The 18,561-nt window shown below is 72.9% G+C and carries 18 protein-coding genes; 11 read left to right on the forward strand and 7 right to left on the reverse strand.

What is annotated here, in order from left to right:
• Nucleotides 1–8 precede the first annotated feature (8 nt).
• From ACTOQ3_RS11905 to ACTOQ3_RS11915, 3 genes are all read right to left on the reverse strand, one after another.
• Complete coding sequence (locus tag ACTOQ3_RS11905; protein ID WP_440083419.1) at nucleotides 9–1,277, reverse strand: beta-ketoacyl-[acyl-carrier-protein] synthase family protein; 1,269 nt, start codon at nucleotides 1,275–1,277, stop codon at nucleotides 9–11.
• 43 nt (nucleotides 1,278–1,320) lie between these two features.
• A complete protein-coding gene (locus ACTOQ3_RS11910; protein WP_440083420.1) occupies nucleotides 1,321–1,614 on the reverse strand; it encodes an antibiotic biosynthesis monooxygenase family protein in 294 nt (97 codons plus the stop codon).
• 143 nt (nucleotides 1,615–1,757) lie between these two features.
• Nucleotides 1,758–2,069: a muconolactone Delta-isomerase family protein gene (locus tag ACTOQ3_RS11915; protein WP_440083421.1), complete on the reverse strand. Its 312-nt coding sequence runs from the start codon at nucleotides 2,067–2,069 to the stop codon at nucleotides 1,758–1,760.
• 339 nt (nucleotides 2,070–2,408) lie between these two features.
• On the opposite strand from ACTOQ3_RS11915, the gene rfbD reads away from it, so the two are divergent.
• Nucleotides 2,409–3,275: a dTDP-4-dehydrorhamnose reductase gene (gene rfbD / locus ACTOQ3_RS11920; protein ID WP_440083422.1), complete on the forward strand. Its 867-nt coding sequence runs from the start codon at nucleotides 2,409–2,411 to the stop codon at nucleotides 3,273–3,275.
• Between the two features lie 71 nt (nucleotides 3,276–3,346).
• On the opposite strand, the gene ACTOQ3_RS11925 is transcribed toward rfbD, so the two are convergent.
• The 3 genes from ACTOQ3_RS11925 to ACTOQ3_RS11935 form a co-directional block, all read right to left on the reverse strand.
• Entirely contained in the window at nucleotides 3,347–4,156 is an 810-nt protein-coding gene (locus tag ACTOQ3_RS11925; protein WP_440083423.1) for an SDR family NAD(P)-dependent oxidoreductase, read from the reverse strand.
• Nucleotides 4,157–4,268: 112 nt separating this feature from the next.
• Nucleotides 4,269–5,093, reverse strand: a complete 825-nt coding sequence (locus ACTOQ3_RS11930) for an NAD(P)H-binding protein (RefSeq protein ID WP_440083425.1) — start codon at nucleotides 5,091–5,093, stop codon at nucleotides 4,269–4,271.
• A gap of 37 nt (nucleotides 5,094–5,130) precedes the next feature.
• The gene (locus ACTOQ3_RS11935) at nucleotides 5,131–5,715 is read right to left on the reverse strand and encodes a TetR/AcrR family transcriptional regulator (RefSeq protein ID WP_440083427.1); all 585 of its coding nucleotides are present in this window, start codon (nucleotides 5,713–5,715) and stop codon (nucleotides 5,131–5,133) included.
• Between the two features lie 111 nt (nucleotides 5,716–5,826).
• Here ACTOQ3_RS11935 and ACTOQ3_RS11940 point away from each other — a divergent pair, with 111 nt between their 5' ends.
• The 10 genes from ACTOQ3_RS11940 to ACTOQ3_RS11985 all read left to right on the forward strand — a co-directional run bounded on the left by ACTOQ3_RS11940 (nucleotide 5,827) and on the right by ACTOQ3_RS11985 (nucleotide 17,294).
• Entirely contained in the window at nucleotides 5,827–6,804 is a 978-nt protein-coding gene (locus ACTOQ3_RS11940; RefSeq protein ID WP_440083428.1) for an ATP-binding cassette domain-containing protein, read from the forward strand.
• Nucleotides 6,805–6,895: 91 nt separating this feature from the next.
• Complete coding sequence (locus ACTOQ3_RS11945; RefSeq protein WP_440083429.1) at nucleotides 6,896–7,720, forward strand: ABC transporter permease; 825 nt, start codon at nucleotides 6,896–6,898, stop codon at nucleotides 7,718–7,720.
• A 159-nt stretch (nucleotides 7,721–7,879) separates the two neighbouring features.
• Nucleotides 7,880–9,091, forward strand: coding sequence for a methyltransferase domain-containing protein (locus tag ACTOQ3_RS11950; protein ID WP_440083430.1), 1,212 nt, complete (start codon nucleotides 7,880–7,882; stop codon nucleotides 9,089–9,091).
• Nucleotides 9,092–9,148: 57 nt separating this feature from the next.
• The gene (locus ACTOQ3_RS11955) at nucleotides 9,149–9,751 is read left to right on the forward strand and encodes a dTDP-4-dehydrorhamnose 3,5-epimerase family protein (protein ID WP_440083431.1); all 603 of its coding nucleotides are present in this window, start codon (nucleotides 9,149–9,151) and stop codon (nucleotides 9,749–9,751) included.
• Nucleotides 9,752–9,871: 120 nt separating this feature from the next.
• Nucleotides 9,872–11,149 (forward strand): activator-dependent family glycosyltransferase, encoded by a 1,278-nt coding sequence (locus tag ACTOQ3_RS11960; protein ID WP_440083432.1) that lies wholly within the window; start codon nucleotides 9,872–9,874, stop codon nucleotides 11,147–11,149.
• Nucleotides 11,150–11,231: 82 nt separating this feature from the next.
• Nucleotides 11,232–12,548, forward strand: coding sequence for a cytochrome P450 family protein (locus tag ACTOQ3_RS11965; RefSeq protein WP_440083434.1), 1,317 nt, complete (start codon nucleotides 11,232–11,234; stop codon nucleotides 12,546–12,548).
• Between the two features lie 129 nt (nucleotides 12,549–12,677).
• Nucleotides 12,678–13,838, forward strand: a complete 1,161-nt coding sequence (locus ACTOQ3_RS11970; RefSeq protein ID WP_440083435.1) for a DegT/DnrJ/EryC1/StrS family aminotransferase — start codon at nucleotides 12,678–12,680, stop codon at nucleotides 13,836–13,838.
• A gap of 12 nt (nucleotides 13,839–13,850) precedes the next feature.
• Nucleotides 13,851–14,585 carry a class I SAM-dependent methyltransferase gene (locus ACTOQ3_RS11975; RefSeq protein ID WP_440083436.1) on the forward strand — a complete coding sequence of 245 codons (735 nt, stop codon included), beginning with the start codon at nucleotides 13,851–13,853 and terminating at the stop codon, nucleotides 14,583–14,585.
• 25 nt (nucleotides 14,586–14,610) lie between these two features.
• Nucleotides 14,611–15,909 (forward strand): activator-dependent family glycosyltransferase, encoded by a 1,299-nt coding sequence (locus ACTOQ3_RS11980; protein ID WP_440083437.1) that lies wholly within the window; start codon nucleotides 14,611–14,613, stop codon nucleotides 15,907–15,909.
• Nucleotides 15,910–16,061: 152 nt separating this feature from the next.
• Nucleotides 16,062–17,294, forward strand: coding sequence for an activator-dependent family glycosyltransferase (locus tag ACTOQ3_RS11985; RefSeq protein ID WP_440083438.1), 1,233 nt, complete (start codon nucleotides 16,062–16,064; stop codon nucleotides 17,292–17,294).
• 21 nt (nucleotides 17,295–17,315) lie between these two features.
• Here the strand turns inward: ACTOQ3_RS11985 and ACTOQ3_RS11990 are convergent, their stop codons facing one another.
• Nucleotides 17,316–18,554: a nucleotide disphospho-sugar-binding domain-containing protein gene (locus ACTOQ3_RS11990; protein WP_440083439.1), complete on the reverse strand. Its 1,239-nt coding sequence runs from the start codon at nucleotides 18,552–18,554 to the stop codon at nucleotides 17,316–17,318.
• Nucleotides 18,555–18,561 lie beyond the last annotated feature (7 nt).

Raw genomic sequence — 18,561 nt, forward strand, 5'->3', positions numbered from 1 at the left:
CCCCGTCGTCACGGCCCCGTCCCTTCCGGTCCGCAGAGCACCATCGCGCTCTGGAAGCCGCCGAACCCGCTGCCGACGGTCAGCACGGTGTCCACCCGCCGCTCCCTGGCCCGCAGCGGGACGTAGTCCAGGTCGCACTCCGGGTCGGGCTCGTGCAGGTTCGCGGTGGGCGGGATGACGCCGTGCTCGATGGCGAGCGCGCAGGCGGCGATCTCCAGGGAACCGATCGCGCCGAGGGAGTGACCGATCATCGACTTGATCCCGCTGACCGGGACCCGGTAGGCGTGCCGGCCGAGGCTGCGCTTGAAGGCCGCCGTCTCGTGCCGGTCGTTCTGCTTCGTTCCCGAGCCGTGCGCGTTGACGTAGCCCACGTCCTCGGGGGACCTGCGCGCCTGGGCGAGCGCGGCCCGGATGGCCTCGGCCATCTCCTTGCCGTCCGGGCGCAGGCCGGTCATGTGGTAGGCGTTGGACCGCGAGCCGAAGCCGCCGATCTCCGCGTGCACGTGCGCCCCGCGCCGCCGGGCGTGCCCCAGCTCCTCCAGCACGAACACCGCGGAGCCCTCGCCGAGCACGAACCCGTTCCGCGTCAGGTCGAAGGGCCGGGACGCGGTCGCGGGGTCGTCCTTGCGCGGCGTGGTCGCCTTGATCGCGTCGAAGCACGCCATCGTGATCGGCGAGATGGGCGCGTCGGTGGCCCCCGCGACCATGACGTCCGCCGCCCCCTCGCGGATCAGCTCGACGGCGTGCCCGACGGAGTCCAGCCCCGACGTGCAGCCGGTGGACACGGTCGCGACCGGGCCCTCGGCGCCGACGTCCCAGGCCACCTCGGCGGCGATGGAACTCGGCACGTAGTGGCCGAAGAGGTGCCGTACGGCGTACTCCTCGTCCACGAGGTGGCGCCGCCCGCCGTCGCTGACGACGACGTACTCCTGCTCCAGGCTCATCGTGCAGCCCACGGCGCTGCCGATGACGACGCCGGTACGGGCCGGGTCGAGGTCCGCCGGGCTCAGCCCGCCGTTCGCCAGGCTCTCCCTGGCGGAGACGACGGCGAACTGCGCGGCCCGGTCCATGCGGCGTACCTGCTGGGGGGACAGGCCCTCGCGCAGCGGGTCGAAGTCGCACTCGGCGGCCACCTGCGAGCGATAGGGGGACGGGTCGAAGAAGGTGATGCGCCTGGTGGCCGTACGGCCCGCCGTCAGCAGTTCCCAGAAGCGCTTGGTGCCGATGGCGTCGGGGGCGACGACCCCGATGCCGGTGATCACGACGCGGCGGTTCATGAATGTTCTCGCTGGTCAGGGGCCGGTGCGCCGGCCTGCCCGCTCATCGGTCCCCGGTCTTCGCCGAGACGGTGAGGCGGGAGGTGTAGAGGTTGGGCTCGCTCGTGCTCAGCGAGCGGAGGGCGGCGGCGTGCGGCTGGAAGCCGGGTGCCGCCACCGCCCTGCGGAAGGCGCCCGCGTCGCGCCACTGCGCGATGTTGACGTAGCTGCGCTCGTCGTCCGCGTGCCGGAGCAGCGTGTGCCGGAGAAAGCCGTCCTGCTGCGCCATGAACGCGGAGGTCCGCGCGAAGACCCGCTCGAACTCCTCGGGCGACGCGTGCACCTTGAACCTGTTCACGAAAGTGACCGTGTCGCCTCTGACGTCTTCTGGCATCGTGCCTCTCTCGCCCTGGTGGGAAGCGGGGGACATCCCCAGCTCTCCACGATGTGCTCGTGCTCTCGCAGGCGGCTCAACGACGGCTGGACCACCTCCTGCGGTGATCAGACGGTGTCTCCGGGGCGCTCGCCGAAGGCCGCCGGGTCGAACCCCGCGGTCCGGGCGAGCGGGATGACCTCGAACTCCAGGTGCGGGCTGACCGGGTTCGCGTACAGCAGCGAGAGCAGTTCCTCGTGCGAGTCGACGTCGTAGACGAGCAGCCCTCCCGACGCGCCCACCCGCACCCAGTTGTGCTTGATGACGCCCTTGTCCACCAGGGCTTTGGTGTAGGCGAACCCCTCGGGCAGCCGGTGGCGGAACTCGTCGGCGCTGATACCGACGGGGTGTTGGGTCGCGAGGACGGCGAACAGTGCCATCGTGTTCCTCCCTGGAGTACCTGACGATGTCGTTCGAGCCTGGGGCCTCCCGGTCAGCGGCCCTTCGACGTACGGTGGAGCGCGCGGGGCGAGTCGCACTCGACGGATCTGCTAACGGGCCGCGTCACTCTCCTGGCACCGCAGGTTTCGCGGGCGATCCCACCGGCGGAGGAGTCCGTTGAGCACACTTGTCACCGGCCCGGGCGCGACGGCGCCCGGCACGCCGTTCCGTCGGCGGTTCGCTCCGCCGCCCGGCACGCGGTTCCGTCCGCGGTCCGCTCCGCCGCCCGCCGGGGGCGGGGGGAGCGGACCGCCGGCGTGGAAGGGCCGGGTGCGCGCATGAGGTGGCTGGTCACGGGTGCGGGCGGGCTGCTCGGCCATCACGTGCTCGAGCACCTGGCCGCGGCCCGCCCGCGGGACCACGTCGCCGCGCTGGATCGCGCCCGGCTGGACGTCACCGTGCCGGAGCGGGTGCGGGACGCGATCGCGGAACACCGCCCGGACGTGGTGGTCAACTGCGCGGGCTACACGGCGGTCGACGCCGCCGAGACGAACGAGCCGGAGGCGCTGCGCGTCAACGGTGCCGGGCCGCGCCACCTCGCCGTCGCCTGCGCCGGGCGGCGGGCACGGCTCATCCACGTCTCCACCGACCACGTCTTCGCGGGCGAGGCCCGCACCCCCTACGCCGAGGACCATCCGCCCGCCCCGCTCACCGCCTACGGCCGGACGAAGCTCGCGGGCGAGCGGGCGGTGCTGGCCGTCCTGCCCCGCTCCAGCGCCGTCGTCAGGACCGCCTGGCTGCACGGCGCCAGGGGAGGCAGCTTCGTCCGCACCATGATCGAGCTGGCGGCGCGGCGGGACACGGTCGACGTCGTGGATGACCAGCTCGGCCAGCCCACCTGGGCGGCGGACGTCGCCGAACGGCTCGTCCTGCTCGGCGGCCGGCCCGAGGCGACCGGCGTCTTCCACGCCACCAACTCAGGGGAGGCGACCCGCTACGAGCTGGCCAGGGAGGTCTTCCGGCTCATCGGGGCCGATCCCGCCCGGGTGCGCCCGACGGACAGCGCGGTCTTCGCCGCGCCCGCCCGCAGGCCCGCGTACGCCGTGCTCGGGCACGGGCGGTGGCGCCAGATCGGCGCCCCCCCGCTGCGCGACTGGCGCGAGGCGCTGCGCGAGGCGCTGGCCCGGCACGACGCGAAGGCCTGAAACCCTTACCCACGAGGTCGTCCGCGAGGACGCGTGGGTGAGGGGGACGCGGGCGCGCGGAGGGTGACCGGTCAGGCGCGGGTCGCGTTGAGGAACTTCAGCGTGGCAGGCCCGCCGGACAGGACGCTCATCCCGCCGTCCAGTGCCAGGCACGCCCCGGTGACCAGGCGGGCGGCGTCGCTCGCCAGATAGACGGCCGCGCCGGCCACCTCCTCGGGACGGCCCCAGCGGCCGGCCGGTACGGCCTCCAGCAGGCTCGCGCTCGTCGCGGGGTCGCCGGAGAGCGGCGCGGTCAGGTCGGTCTCGATCCAGCCGGGCACGAGCGCGTTGACCCGGACGCCCTGGCCGGCCCACTCCGCGGCGAGCGAGCGGGTGACGGAGATGAGCGCGGCCTTCGCCGCCGCGTACGGCGACAGCAGCGGCAGGCCGCCCTGCCCGGCGAAGGAGGCGACGTTGATCACCGAGCCGCCGCGCCGCTCGAGGAGGTGCGGGCCGGCCGCCCGGCAGACGTGGAGCGCCGATTCGAGGTTCAGGCGCATCGCCTGTTCCCAGGCGGAGTGGGGGAGCGTCAGGAAGGAGCCGAACGCGCCGGTGCCGCCGGCGTTGTTGACGACGATGTCCAGGTCACCGAACTCGGCCAGTGCCGTGCCCACGGCACGGTCCACCTGCGCGGGGTCGGTGACGTCGGTGGGCAGGGGGAGGGCGCGGACGCCGAGGCCGGTGATCTCCGCGGCGAGCTTCTCCAGCGCCTCGGCGCCGCGCGCGAGCAGGACCGGCTCCGCGCCGGCCCGCGCGAGTTCGAGGGCGATCGCGCGGCCGATGCCCCGGGACGCTCCGGTGACGAGGGCCTTTTTGCCGCGGAGGTCAAACGGGGTCGGCATGGGATCTCCTCGTGGTGAGTCGGTGGGCTCGTCGCCGCAGGGCGTACGGCGACTGTCCGGCATCACGCTTGAGGTTCGGTCGATCCGGGGCCCGCGCCCAGGTCAGGTCGGCTCAGGTCAGGTCGGCGCGGTGGTCGGCGACCCACTGGGCGAAGGTGCGGGACGGGCGGCCGGTGACCTGTTCGGCGAACGGGCCCACCACGGCCTTGGCGGGGGGCGGTTCGAGGAGCCAGTCGGCCGCCTCCGGGGGCATGCCCTGGCTGATCCACAGCTCGCGGGCCTGCGGGCGGGTGAGTTCCTCGAAACGGACGTCCCGGTCGAGCACCTCGGCGATGATGCGGACCTGCTCGACCTTGGTGAGCGCCTGGGGGCCGGTCAGCGCGTACGTCGCGCCGGCGTGCCCGTCTTCGAGCAGGGCCTTCACCGCGACGTCGGCGATGTCGGCCTCGTGGACCATGGCGCTCTCCGCGTCGCCGTAGGGCGCGCGGACCACGTTCTCCGCCCGGATGGACGGCGCCCACAAAAACAGCACGTTGGCCATGAACTCGCCGGGGCGCACGTGCGTCCAGGCGAGTCCGGACGCCTCCACCGCCTGTTCCACGGTGCGGTGCTGATCACCGCTCAGGTCGCCCTCGGCGTAGGCGGCGGAGACCGAGGACAGGACGACGATGTGCCGGACGCCCGCCTTGGCGGCCAGGCGGGTGACGGTCTCGGCGGTCTCCGGCACGGGGAAGAGGTACATCCGGTCCACGCCGGTCAGCGCGGACTCCACCGTGCCGGGGTCGGTGAGGTCGCCGCGGACCACCTCGACCTCGGGGGGCAGCCCGGCCCGTTCGGGGGAGCGGGTGAGCGCGCGCACGGAGGCCCCTGCCCTGAGCAGGCCGTCGACCACGTGCCGTCCTACGGTCCCGGTGGCTCCTGTCACCAAAATGGTCATGTTCGCTGTCCCTTTCCGATTGTGAAAAGTGAGACGTTCATGAAAGGTGGTCCCGCGTGCGAACGCCGTTCTCCAGGGTGCGCACGACCGCGGCGTAGACCCCGTGCCGCGGGATCTGGCCCTTGTCCACCTGCTCGACGCCGGTGTAGACGACCGCCCACAGCACGTTCTGGATCCAGTCGGCGCTGACCTCGGGGTCGAACACCCCCTCGGCCTGGCCGCGCTGGATGAGGTCGAGCACCGGCTGGGCCGGCTCGGCGCCGTTCTCGTTCGACGCGGACTTCTCGAACACCTCCAGCACGCGTGGATCCCCCCACAGGAACATCAGCCGGTGGGCGACGTCGAGCATGGCGGCGACCAGGCGGCGCAGCGCCTCCACCGGCGGCCCCTGGCCGAGGGCGGCCTCGTCGATGGACCGGTTGATGACCATCAGGGAGTCCTCGACGACCTCCTTGATCAGCTCCTCGCGGTCGGAGAAGTAGCGGTGCAGCGTGCTGCGCCCCACCCCGGCGGCCTCGGCGATGTCCGCCAGGGTCGCGGAGCGGTTGCGGGCGAGCACGGAGGGGGCCGCCGCCAGGATCGCGCGACGCGTCCGGCCACGTACCGCGGACTCGTTTTTCACGAGACCAGTGTACATGCAAGCTCCAGAGTGGGATATCTCTGACGCTGTTTGACACATCAATGTCTAACATTAGTAGAGTGAAGTCCTGGGCCGATGAATCGAGGGAGCTCCGTGACGACTTATGCGATCGAGGCCAAGGGGTTGTCCAAGCGATACGGCGACAAGCACGCACTCGCCGGCTTCGACCTGGCCGTGGCCGAGGGCACGGTGTGCGGGCTGCTCGGCCCCAACGGGGCGGGCAAGACGACGGCCGTGCGCATCCTGAGCACCCTGCTGCTGCCGGACGGCGGATCGGCGAGCGTGGCCGGATTCGACGTGGTGGGCGAGTCCGCGCAGGTCCGCTACCGGATCGGGCTGGCCGGCCAGCAGCCCGCGGTCGACGAGATCCTCACCGGCAGGGAGAACCTGCGGATGTGGTCGCGGCTGTACCGCCTGAGGGTGCGCGAGGCGGAGCGGCGCGCCGACGAGCTGCTGGAGCGGTTCGGGCTCGTCGAGGCGGCCGGCAAGCAGGTCAAGCACTACTCCGGGGGAATGCGCCGCCGGCTCGACCTGGCGGCGAGCTTCATCCTGGCACCGCGGGTGCTGTTCCTCGACGAGCCGACGACCGGGCTCGACCCCCGCAGCCGCGCCGAGGTGTGGAAGGCGGTGCGCGACCTGGTCGCGCAGGGCACCACGGTGCTGCTGACCACGCAGTACCTCGACGAGGCCGACCGTCTCGCCCACCAGATCGCCGTGATCGACACCGGCGCCGTGATCGCCGACGACTCGCCGGCCCGGCTCAAGTCGATGATCGGCGGCGACCAGATCGACGTGGTCATGCGGGAGGTCGCCGACCTGCCCGCGGCCACCGAGATCATCGCCCGGATCTCCGGTACGAACCCCGAGGTCGATCCCGACTCCGCCCGGGTCACCGCCCCGGTCAAGGACCCGCTGGAGGCCATCACCGCCACGGCGCGGGAACTGCGCGAGGCGGGCCTCGAGGTGGAGGACCTCACGCTGCGCCGTCCCACGCTCGACGAGGTGTTCCTCAGCCTGACCGGCCGCGCCTCCGCCCCCGCCTCCGGCGCCGGCGCCGAGGAGGCCGGGTGAGCGGCCACCGTCCCGGCCGCCGCGACCGCCCGACCCCGGGGAACGGTCGCCCGATTCCGGAGAAGATTCCACAGAAGAGGATGATGCGCCCGTGAGCACACCCGCCCTGGTCATCCCCCGCACCCCGGCCGAACGGCTGCGCTGGGTGTTCACCGACGCCCGGATCATGACCGGGCGCGAGCTGATCCACTGGGTCCGCAACCCGGTCGTGATCCTCGGTTCCCTGCTGTTCCCGCTGATCATGGTGCTGCTGTTCGGCTTCATCTTCGGCAGCGCGATCACGGTGGTGGGAGGCGGGAACTACCGGGAGTTCCTCATGCCCGGCATGTTCGGGCAGACGATGGTGTTCGGCGTGATCTCCACCGTGTTCGTCGTGTCGACCAACATCGCCAGGGGGGTCACCGACCGCTTCCGGTCGATGCCGATCACCTCCGGCGGCGTGCTGCTGGGCCGGGCCGTCACCGACGTCATGACCTCGGCACTGGACCTGGTGATCCTGATGGTGTGCGGCCTCCTGGTCGGCTGGCGGGCGCACAACGGGATCGGCCCGGCCCTGGCGGCGGCCGGGCTGCTGCTGTTCCTGCGGTTCGCGCTGATCTGGGTGGGCATCTGCCTGGGGCTCAGCCTCACGCCGGAGGCCGCGGGAGCGGCGTGGATGCCGCTGTTCCCGCTGACGCTGCTGGCCAACACCTTCGTCTCGCCCGAGCTGATGCCCGGCTGGATGCGGTTCGTCGCCGAGTGGAACCCGCTGTCGGCGACCGTGCAGGCGTGCCGCGAGCTGTTCGGCAACCCGGGGGTGGGCGACCGGTCGTGGGCGGCCCAGCACGCGCTGGAGCTCGCGATCGCCTGGCCCCTGCTGATCACCGTGATCTTCCTGCCGCTGGCCGTGCGCCGCTACCGCCGCCTCAACCGCTGATCCACATCCGGTTCGAGAACCGCTGAAGAGCGGTCGCAGTCCCGCCTCCAGCGCGGGTCTACGACCGCTCAAGAGGAGAGGCCGACCGTCGGAAGGGTCCACCCCGCGGAGCCGTAACGGTGAACCGGTGCGGAATCCCACGCGTCCGAGGAAGGTCTCATGTGTCGTGTCTGCGGCGGTACCGTCCACGAAGTGTTCGACTTCGGGCGTCAGCCCCTGTCCAGCGCGTTCCTCGGTCCCCATGATGCCGAGAAGGAGTATTTCTACCGGCTCGCCGTGGGCGTCTGCGAGTCCTGCACGATGACCCAGCTCATCGACGAGGTCGCCAGGGACCGCATGTTCCACGAGGCCTACCCGTACCACTCCTCCGGATCGGTCCGGATGCGCAGGCACTTCGAGGACACGGCCCAGCGCCTCCTGGACACCCACCTGACCGGCGCGGACCCGTTGGTCGTCGAAGTGGGCTGCAACGACGGCGTCATGCTCAAGACCATCGGCAAGGCCGGGGTCCGGCACCTGGGCGTGGAGCCCTCCGGCGGAGTGGCCGAGCTCGCCAGGGCCCAGGGGGTCCGGGTGCGCGTCGACTTCTTCGAGGAGTCGGTGGCCGGCGACATCCTCGCCGAGGACGGCCCCGCCGACGTCATCTACGCGGCCAACACGATGTGCCACATCCCCTACATCGGCTCGATCTTCCGGGGGGTGGACGCGCTGCTGGCGCCGGACGGCGTGCTGATGTTCGAAGACCCCTACCTGGGCGACATCCTCCAGCGCAACACCTTCGACCAGGTCTACGACGAGCACTTCTTCTTCTTCACCGTCCGCTCCGTGCAGAACGCGGCGGCCCGGTACGGGTTCGAGCTGGTCGACGTGGAGCGGCTGCCGGTCCACGGCGGCGAGCTGCGCTACACGATCGCGCGGGCGGGGCGGCGCCGGCCCACCGCCGCGGTGGCGGAACTGGCCGCCGAGGAACGCGGCCGGGGCCTGGCCACCCCCGCGGACTTCACCGGCTTCGCCGCCGGCGTGAACCGCATCCGCGACGACCTCGTAGGCCTGCTGCGAGGGCTGCGGGCCGAGGGCAAGCGGGTCGTGGGCTACGGCGCGACGGCGAAGAGCGCGACGGTGACGAACTTCTGCGGGATCGGCCCCGACCTGGTCTCGTTCGTGTGCGACGCCACCCCGGCCAAGAACGGCAAGCTGATGCCCGGCTCGCACATCCCGGTGCGGCCGCCGGAGGCACTGGCCGACCCCTATCCCGACTACGCCCTGCTGTTCGCCTGGAACCACGCAGAAGAGATCATGGAAAAGGAGCACGCCTTCCGTGAGGCGGGCGGCCGGTGGATCCTCTACGTGCCCGAGGTTCACCTCATCTGAGGCGGCGCGGATCACCGCAGGCGGTCTTCACGATTCCGAGGATTCGAAGGACACGACATGCAGTTGCGGAAGCTCGCCGTCGAAGGCGCATTCGAGTTCCAGCCGCAGATCTTCGGCGACGATCGGGGGATCTTCGTGTCGCCGTTCCAGGAGACGGCGCTCCGCGAGGCACTGGGGCACGGGCTCTTCCCGGTCGCGCAGACCAACCACAGCAGGTCGCGGCGCGGTGTGGTGCGCGGCGCCCACTTCACGCTCACCCCGCCCGGCGTCGCCAAGTACGTGTACTGCGCGCAGGGCAGGGCGCTCGACATCGTCATCGACACCCGGATCGGCTCGCCGACCTTCGGGCGCTCCGACTCCGCCGTGCTGGACCCGGAGAGCTTCCGCGCGATGTACTTCCCGGTCGGCGTGGCGCACGCCTTCGTCGCCCTGGAGGACGACACGGTGATGTCGTACATGCTGTCCGGCGAGTACGTGCAGGAGAACGAGCTCGCCCTGTCCGTCCTCGACCCGGCGCTCGAACTCCCGATACCCCGGGACTTCGAACCGATCATGTCCGAGCGGGACCGGGCCGCGCCCACGCTGGCCAAGGTGGAGGCGGAGGGCGCGCTGCCCGGCTACGCCGAGTGCCTGCGGATCGAGCGCACGCTCCACGGCTAGGTTCCGCTCCTCGCGGTCCGCCGCGAGGGCTCGTCGAGGGCGTCGCGAGCGGCGTCTGGCAACCTCGCCTTCCCGCCACGCCGTGGCGGCGCGTTTCGATCCGGATCGGAGGTGGTGCACGTGCGAGTCCTGATCCTGGCCCTTCCCGTCAAGGCCCACATCTATCCGCACGTCCCGCTGGCCTGGGCGCTGCGGGCGGCGGGCCACGAGGTGTGCGTCGCGAGCCAGCCCGACCTCGTGGACGAGATCGCCGAGACCGGCCTCGCCGTGGTGCCCGTCGGCGAGGCTCTCAACCTGTCCGAGGCCATCAAGGCCATGCCCATGGAATCGGACCGGATGCTGAACCCGTGGGAACTGATGAGGATGGCGGAGTTCGCCCGCGACGATCTCGACGACGACTTCGTCCAGGGCGTGTCCCTCGTGATGGCGACCATGGGGTTCTCGCCGATCTTCCTCGGCGGCCTGGTGGACGACCTCGTGGACTTCGCCCGCTCCTGGCGCCCGGACCTGGTGATCTGGGACATGCTCGCGCTCGCCGGGCCGGTGGCGGCCAAGGCGTGCGGCGCCGCCCACGCCAGGGTCGTCTTCAGCCTGGACCTGATCGGGCGGATGCGGAGGCGGCACCGGGAGATCATGGCGCGCCGGCCGCCCGAGGCGCGCGAGGACCCGATGCGCGAGTTGCTCGAACCGGAGCTGGCGCGTTTCGGCTGCTCGTTCACCGAGGACGTGGTCGTCGGCCAGTGGACGATCGACTCCCTTCCGCCGTCGATGCGGCTCGCGACCGGGCTGCGCCGGATGCCGGTCCGGCACGTGCCCTACAGCGGGGGAGCGACGATCCCCGGGTGGCTGCGCGAGCCGCCGCGCCGGCGCCGGGTGTGCCTCACCTTGGGGCTGTCCCGCCGGGAACTGGCGGGCGCCGAACGGGTCGTCGTCTCGGAACTGCTGGAGGCCGTGGCCGACCTCGACGTCGAGGTGGTGGCCACGCTGAGCGCGGACCAGCTCGACGGCGTGCCCGAGGTGCCGGACAACGTGAAGGTCGTGGACTTCGTCCCGCTCCACGAACTCCTCGCCACCTGTACGGCCAGCGTGCACCAGGGCGGCTTCGGCACGATGCAGACCGTGCTCGCCAACGGCGTACCGCAGATCGTGCTGCCGAGCGGGCTGTGGGACACGGCACTGAAGGGCCGCCTGGTCCAGGACGCCGGGGCCGGCCTGTACGCCGATCTCGACACGCTCACGGCGGCCGGACTGAGGGAGATGCTGACCCGGGTGCTCGACGAGCCCTCGTTCGCGAAGAACGCCGACCGGCTGCGCGCCGAGATGCGGGGCCTGCCCGCTCCGAGCGAGGTCGTGCCGGTGCTGCAGAGGCTGACCGGCGAGCACCGCCCCGGGGCGTGACCGACATCCGGCCACCGAATCCGGCCACCGAATCCAGCCCTCGTCGAGCGAGCCTGGAGAGGCCGTCCCTAGCGTGGGCCGCATGGCGAACGGCACGACGGACAAGCCCCTGGCCGACACGATGTCGGACAGCGAACTCAGCTACGTGCTGCTCCTGGCGCACGGCGCCCAGTGGATCGCGGGAGTGCGGGGCGACCCCTACGCGCTGTTGCTGCGCGGGGCGGGCGACGACCCGCACGACCTCGGCCGGCGGATGCGCGACCTGGGCCCCCTCTACCGCAGCCACGCCGCGGCGTGGGTGACCGCGCACCACGAGCTCGCCGCCGCCGCGCTGCGGGATCCGAGGCTGAGCCCGGAGCACGCGGCCGCGCGCGAACCGGACGACCGGCGGGCCGAGGAGGAGCGCATCCTCCCGTTCGCGTTGCCGGGACCGGCGCTGCTGCTGCCGCTCGGCCGGGCCTCCCTCGCCCTGGACGGGCCGGGATACGAGCGGCTGCGCCGGCTGACCGGCTCCGCGCTCGGCGAGGCGGCCCTCGATCGCGCGCACGGGCGGACGGCGGACCTGTGCGCGGCCCGGCTCCGCGCGCTCGGCGACGACTTCGACCTGCGGGAGGACTTCGCCCGCCCGGTGGCCGCGGACGCGGTCGGCGCCCTGCTGGGCCTGCCCGCCTCCGGCAGCGAGCGCTTTCGCGCGCTCTGTTCCGGTACGGCGGGCGCCCTCGACGCCACCGTGTGCCCGCCCCTGCTCGCGGAGGCCCGCCGGATCACCGAGGCGATCGGCGGGATGCGCGAGCTGCTCGACGCGGCGGCGGGCCCGGGCGGCGTGTCCGGCGGCCTGGCCGGCGAGCTGGCCGCCGCCGCCGCGCGGGCGAACTCGCCGGAGGACGACGCCCCGGCCGCGTGCGCGTCGCTCGCCGTGGTCGGCACCGAGATGACGGCGAACCTGATCTGCGAGGCCATGGCCGCCCTTCTCGACCATCCGCAGGAGTGGGCGCTGGTGCGAGACGACCCCGCGCGGGCCGCCGCGGCGATCGAGGAGACCATGCGGTACGCGCCACCCGCGCGGCTGCATCGGCTCTACGCCCACCAGGACGTCGAGCTGGGCGGGCGGGCGGTGCGGGCCGGGGACGAGCTGGTCGTCGCGGCGGAGGCGGCCGGCCGTGACCCGGCCGCGCACGACGAGCCCGGCCGCTTCAGCGTAGGGAGAACGGGTGCTCGCGCGCTGCCCGACGGGCCGCTGACCGGGCTCGCCGGCCCGCCGGCCCGCCGGCTGGCCGCCGCCGCGGTCGGCGCGCTCGCGGCCCGGCTGCCGGGCATCCGGCGGACCGGTCCCGTGGTCCGCCGCCCGCGCTCGCCGGTGACCCGCGCCGTGCTGCGCCTGCCGGTCGCGATCCGCTGACCGATCTCGCACCCCGCTCGACGATCGCTGGACGGCTCGCTCCGCAGGGGAGGGGCCCGGCCACCATCCGTTCTCTGCCGGGCCCGGTTACGTTGCACCGACATGAAGCGCCGTTCCCGGAGTCGCGAGATGATCAATGTTTTCCAGCCGAGTGTCGGCGAAGAGGAACTCGAGGCGGTACGCGAGGTGTTCTCCGCCAACTGGCTGGGATACGGCCCGCGCACCCGGGCGTTCGAGGCGGAGTTCGCCGCGCACCTCAAGGTGGCGCAGGAGGGCGTGCTCTTCATCAACTCGTGCACCTCGGGCCTGTTCATGGCGATGGAACTGCTGGAGCTCGGCCCCGCCGACGACGTGGTGCTGCCCTCGGTGAACTTCGTGTCCAACGCCAACGCCATCGCGTCCACCGGCGCCCGGCCGGTCTTCTGCGACGTCGATCCCCGTACGCTCAACCCGTCGGCCGCCGACGTCGAGCGCGCGCTCACCCCGCGCACGAAGGCGGTGGTCGTGCTGCACTACGGCGGGCATCCCGGTGAGATCGCGGACATCGCGGGGCTGTGCCGGGAGCGCGGCGTGGCGCTGGTCGAGGACGCCGCCTGCTCCATCGCCTCCAGCGTGGACGACACGATGTGCGGCACGTTCGGCGACATCGGCGTGTGGAGCCTCGACGCGCGTAAGATCATCACCACCGGAGACGGCGGCTTCCTCCGCGTCCGAGATCCCGAGCTGGCCCGCCGGGCCCACCGGCTGGCCTACCACGGCATGGTCGACCGCAGCTCCTTCACCGCGATGGAGAACCTGCGGCGGCGCTGGTGGGAGCTGGAGATCCAGGAGATCGGCCGCCGCGACATCGGCAACGACGTCTCGGCCGCGATCGGCCGCGTGCAGCTGCGCCGCCTTTCCGGCTTCGTGGCGCGGCGGCGCGCGATAGCCGAGACCTACGACCGGCTGCTGGCCGGAGCCGAAGGCGTACGGCTGCCGCCCCCGCTGCCGGCCGGGCACGCCGGCTCGTACTACTTCTACTGGGTGCAGCTCGACGCGGCCATCCGCGACCAGGTGGCCGAGGACCTGCTGGACCGCGACATCTACACCACCTTCCGCTACCCGCCCCTGCACACGACACCGCTCTACCGGGCGCAGCGCCGGCTGCCCGCCACGGACGAGGCGGCCGAGACCACCCTGTTGCTGCCCATCCACCAGAACCTCACCGACGAGGACGCCGAGACCGTGGTCGTCGAGCTCCTCAAGGCCGTCGGCAACAGGACCGGCCGCGCCACAGGCGGCGCGCAGTGACGGGCCGAAACCGTGTTCGACGGTGACTACGCCGAGGTGTACGACCTGGTGTACCGCGGGCGCGGCCAGGACTTCCGCGGCGAGGCCGCGCTGGTCACCCGGCTCGTCGGGGAACGCCGCCCGGGCGCCGGCTCGCTGCTGGACGTGGGCTGCGGCACGGGGGAGCACCTCAGGGCGTTGCGCGCGTCGTTCCCGCACGTCGAAGGGCTCGACCGGTCCGAACCGATGATCGCGGTCGCCCGCGCCAAGCTGCCCGGCGTCACCGTGCACGCCGGCGACATGCGCGACTTCGACCTCGGCCGGACGTTCGACGCGGTGATCTGCCTGTCGTCCGCCGTGGCCTACCTCCCGTCCGCGGCCGCCATGCGGGCCGCCGTCGCGCGCATGGCGGCCCACCTCGCGCCCGGCGGCGTGCTGCTCGTCGAACCCTGGTACTTCCCCGACACCTACCTGGACGGGCACATCGCCGGCGACGTCCTGCGCGAGGACGGGCGCACCGTCTGCCGGGTCTCCCGGGCCGAACGACTCGGACAGGGCGTCCGGGTGGACAGCCACTACGTGGTGGCGGACCGGCGGGACATCAGGCACTTCACCGAGACGCAGGTCTTCGGGCTGTGGCCCCGGGAGTGGTACGCCAGCGCGCTCCGGGACGCGGGCTGCTCCACCGAGTACGTCGAGGGCGTGCAGTCGCGGCGCGGCCTGTTCGTCGGGCGGCCGGTCGCCGCTCCCGGTGCGGACGTCCCCTGAACGCGGAACCTTCGAGGAGAGAAACGTGCGCGTGCTTTTCGTGACGACCCCGACCAAGGCGCCGGGCTATCATCGCGTGCCGCTGGCGTGGGCGCTTCGGGCCGCCGGGCACGAGGTCTGTCTCGCCGACCGGCCCAACCTCGTCGACGACATCACGCGCACCGGCCTGACCGCCGTCGCGATCGGGGACGCGCTGGAGGCCGACGAGAACATCGCCGCCAGCGAACGCCGGCTGCAAGGGGTGTCGGCGGACCAGCTGCCCGACCCCGAGGTGCTCATGCGGATCGAGGAGACCCGCCCGGAGAAGCTCACCTACGACTTCATGCACGGCGTGCTCACCGTGATGACGACGACCGTCTTCCGCACCTTCAGCCCGTCGCGCACCGTCACCGAGCTCGCCGGCTTCGCCCGCGAGTGGCGGCCGGACCTGGTGCTGTGGGACCCGCTGGTCTTCGCCGGCCCGGTGGCGGCCAGGGCCTGCGGGGCCGCGCACGCCCGGCTGCTGTACGGCCTGGACATGGTCGCCCTGATGCGCCGGCGCTACCTGGAGGCGCTGGAGCGCCGGCCCCCGCGCTGGCGCGAGGATCCGCTGGAGGAGTGGCTGGCCCCGGCGCTGGAGCGGTACGGCTGCGCGTTCGGCGAGGACGTGGTCACCGGGCAGTGGACCGTCGACCCGGTCCCGCCCTCGCAACAGCTGCCGACCGGCATCGACTACGTCCCGATGCGGCACGTGCCGTACGCCGGGACGTCGATCGTCCCGAAGTGGCTGCGCGAGCCCCCGCGACGCCGGCGGGTGTGCCTCAGCCTGAACCTGCCGCATCCGGAGGTGACCGGCGGGGCCGGGGTGCCGGTGGACGCCGTCCTGGAGGCCGTCGCAGGACTCGACATCGAGGTGGTGGCCCAGGAGACGCCGCTGCTGCGCCGCGCCTCCGGGGAACTGCCGGCCAACGTGCGGCTGATCGACGCGGGGACGCTGAACGAGCTGCTGCCCAGCTGCTCGGCCATCATCCATCAGTCGGACGTGTGGACGCTGCACTCGGCGTTCGCGCACGGGGTCCCGCAGCTCGTGCTCCCCGGCAAACTGTGGGACATCCCGATGCGAGCGGCCCAGGTGCACGAGGCCGGGATCGGGCTGGCCGTACCGGACGCCGAGCGCGCCGGCGCCGCCGAGCTGCGCGCTCTGCTGCTGCGGGTGCTGCAGGAGCCGTCGTTCGCGCGGAACGCGGCCCGGCTCCAGGCCGAGATGGCGAGCGCGCCGGCGCCCAGCGACACGGTCTCGCGGCTGGAGGAGCTGGTCGCGCAACACCGGCGCCGGGCGGGCTGACGCCCGCCGGTCGAGCCCGCGCCCGGTCGAGCGGGAATCGACCGGGCGCACGTAGACCTGACGGCGGACTCCACGCCGGCGACCGCCCGCGACGCCCGCGCCGGCGGCCCCGAGCCCGCCCCCACCGGTATCCCCCAGGAAGAGAGCCGCCCATGCGGGTCCTGTTCACCGCGCCTCCGGCGAAGGTGCACCTCTACACGCAGGTCCCGCTCGCGTGGGCGCTGCGCGCGGCCGGCCACGAGGTGCGCGTCGCGGCCCGGCCCACCGTGATCGACGACATCACCGCCACCGGCCTCACCGCGGTACCGGTCGGCGCGGACTTCGACCCGGCCGCCTACATCAGGAAGGCCGACGCGCCGGCGCGTCCGTGGGAGTCGTGGATGGACGTGCTGCACTACGCCGAGTTCCGCCCGGAGAAGCTGACGTACGACTACATGCACGCCGTGCACCTCGCCTGGACGCTGCTCTTCAAGGGCACCTCGCCGCCGGACGTGGTCGAGGACCTCACCGGCTTCGCCCGCGCCTGGCGCCCCGACCTGGTGATCTGGGACATGTTCTCCTTCGCGGGCCCGGTGGCGGCGAAGGCGTGCGGCGCGGCGCACGCCCGGCTGCTGTGCGGCCTGGACCTGATCGGCCGGATGCGCGAGCGCTACCTGGCGGAGATGCTCCGGCGCCCGCCGGGACTGCGCGAGGACCCGCTGGAGGAATGGCTCGGCCGGTACGCCGACCCGTTCGCCGAGGACATGGTGATGGGACAGTGGACCATCGACGCGGTGCCGTCGTCGATGCGGCTTTCGGTGGACCACTTCTACGTCCCGATGCGGGGCGTCTCCTACAACGGCCGCGCCGTGATCCCCGAGTGGCTGCGCGAGCCGCCCAAGCGCCCCCGGGTGTGCCTGACCCTGGGCCTGTCGTACCGGGAGGTCCTCGGCGGGGACAGGGTGTCGGTGCGAGACCTCCTGGACGCGGTCGGCGGCCTCGACGTCGAGGTGGTGGCGACGCTCACCGCGGACCAGATCGGCGGGGCGCGGGTGCCGGACAACGTGCGGGTGGTGGACTTCGTGCCGCTGAACGAGCTGCTGCCGACCTGTTCGGCGATCGTCCACCAGGGCGGCTTCGGACAGTCGCAGAGCGCGCTGGTGCACGGCGTGCCGCAGGTGGTGGTGCCGCACGGGGGATGGGACACGGTGCCGAGGGCGCTGCGGCTGCGCGAGCTGGGGGCCGGGCTGTGCGGCGGGGACGTGCGGGAGATGCTCGTGCGGGTGCTGCGGGAGCCGTCGTTCGCCCGCGAGGCAGAACGGCTGCGCGTCGAGGCGCTGGGCACCCCGGCGCCGGGCGACGTCGTCCCCCTCCTGGAGAAACTGACCGCGGCGCGGCGTTCGTAGAGCGCCGCGCCGCCCTCGGCCTCAGCCGGCGCGCCCGTCGCCGAGTTCCTCCAGGCCGAGTTCCTCCAGGTCGGCCACGAACCGGGCGGGAGAGGGCCCCGCCAGGATCTCCTCGCGAAGGCGGCTGGCCGTGTCCCGGTAGGAGCCGTCGCCGAGCAGCTTGGCCACGGCCGCGCCGATCGCCGCCGGTCCGGCGAGGTGGCCGAGCAGGTGCAGGCCCGCCCCGGTGGCGGCCGTACGCCGCGCGGCCACGGTCTGCTCGGAGGCGAAGGTCAGGGCGAGCTGCGGCACGCCCGCCCACAGCGAGGTCAGCGTCGTCCCGCTGCCACCGTGGTGGACGACCGCGTCACAGGTGGGCAGCAGAACCCGCAGCGGGACGCGCTCCAGCACGCGCACCGACGGGGGCACCGGGCCGAGCGCGGCGACGTCCTCGGCGGTCGCCGTCACGACCACCTCGCAGTCCAGATCCCGCAGCCCCTCGACGATCTGCGGAAGCGCGTAGGAGTTCGGCCCCGACACCGTCGTCAGGCCGGTGGACCAGGTCACGCACACCCGCGGCCGGTCCGGCGGCGGCAGCGGCCACACGGGCCCGCTGCCGTTGTACGGCACGTACCGCACGGGCAGGCGGCGCGCCTTCGTCGGTGGCGCGAGCGACGGCGGGCAGGGGTCGACCGCGTACTCGATCATGTCCAGGCTCAACTCCCCGAGACCGTGGCGGGGAAAGGAGCCGCTGTGGTCGGCCGGCACGACGCGCATGTGCTCGGCCTCCTCGGTGCCGACCGGCCCCCACAGGCAGATCGCGGCGGGCACCCCGATCACCCGGGCGGCGAGCAGGCCCTCCAGGCTGACCGGGTCGTGCAGCACCAGGTCAGGCCGCCAGGCGGTGGCGAACTCGACGGCCGCGTCGAAGCCGCGCGCCGCCCGCGCCGCGACGCCGGCGGCGTCGAAGTGGGCCGGGTCGGCGGGGTCGAAGTCCTCGAGCCGGTCGAGCGGGGCGCCGGTGACCGGGTGCGGTGGCAGCCACGGGTAGGGCCAGACGCCGTCCCTGGCCTCCTGGTGGTACTGGAGGCGCAGGTGGGTCACCACGTCCATCCCGTCCAGGATCGGGGTCGGGTTCAGGCCCGCAGCGCTGACCCATCTGGTCTGCGACGGAGCGCACAGCACCCGGACCTCGTGCCCGGCAGCCTGCAACGCCCAGCCGAGCGGCACCATCGAGGCGTAGTGCGTCGGCCACGACGACAGCGTGAAGAGTACCCGCATCGTCGTC

The sequence above is a fragment of the Streptosporangium sp. LJ11 genome, from assembly GCF_051918945.1.
Lineage (GTDB): Bacteria > Actinomycetota > Actinomycetes > Streptosporangiales > Streptosporangiaceae > Streptosporangium.

Excerpts from the sequence above, each read along its gene's own strand:
- ACTOQ3_RS11970 (WP_440083435.1), top strand. The coding sequence starts at position 12,678 with ATGATCAATGTTTTCCAGCCGAGTGTCGGCGAAGAGGAACTCGAGGCG.
- ACTOQ3_RS11950 (WP_440083430.1), top strand. The coding sequence starts at position 7,880 with ATGTGTCGTGTCTGCGGCGGTACCGTCCACGAAGTGTTCGACTTCGGG.
- ACTOQ3_RS11965 (WP_440083434.1), top strand. The coding sequence starts at position 11,232 with ATGGCGAACGGCACGACGGACAAGCCCCTGGCCGACACGATGTCGGAC.
- ACTOQ3_RS11955 (WP_440083431.1), top strand. The coding sequence starts at position 9,149 with ATGCAGTTGCGGAAGCTCGCCGTCGAAGGCGCATTCGAGTTCCAGCCG.
- ACTOQ3_RS11915 (WP_440083421.1), bottom strand. The coding sequence starts at position 2,069 with ATGGCACTGTTCGCCGTCCTCGCGACCCAACACCCCGTCGGTATCAGC.
- ACTOQ3_RS11990 (WP_440083439.1), bottom strand. The coding sequence starts at position 18,554 with ATGCGGGTACTCTTCACGCTGTCGTCGTGGCCGACGCACTACGCCTCG.
- ACTOQ3_RS11905 (WP_440083419.1), bottom strand. The coding sequence starts at position 1,277 with ATGAACCGCCGCGTCGTGATCACCGGCATCGGGGTCGTCGCCCCCGAC.
- ACTOQ3_RS11985 (WP_440083438.1), top strand. The coding sequence starts at position 16,062 with ATGCGGGTCCTGTTCACCGCGCCTCCGGCGAAGGTGCACCTCTACACG.
- rfbD (WP_440083422.1), top strand. The coding sequence starts at position 2,409 with ATGAGGTGGCTGGTCACGGGTGCGGGCGGGCTGCTCGGCCATCACGTG.
- ACTOQ3_RS11930 (WP_440083425.1), bottom strand. The coding sequence starts at position 5,093 with ATGACCATTTTGGTGACAGGAGCCACCGGGACCGTAGGACGGCACGTG.
- ACTOQ3_RS11925 (WP_440083423.1), bottom strand. The coding sequence starts at position 4,156 with ATGCCGACCCCGTTTGACCTCCGCGGCAAAAAGGCCCTCGTCACCGGA.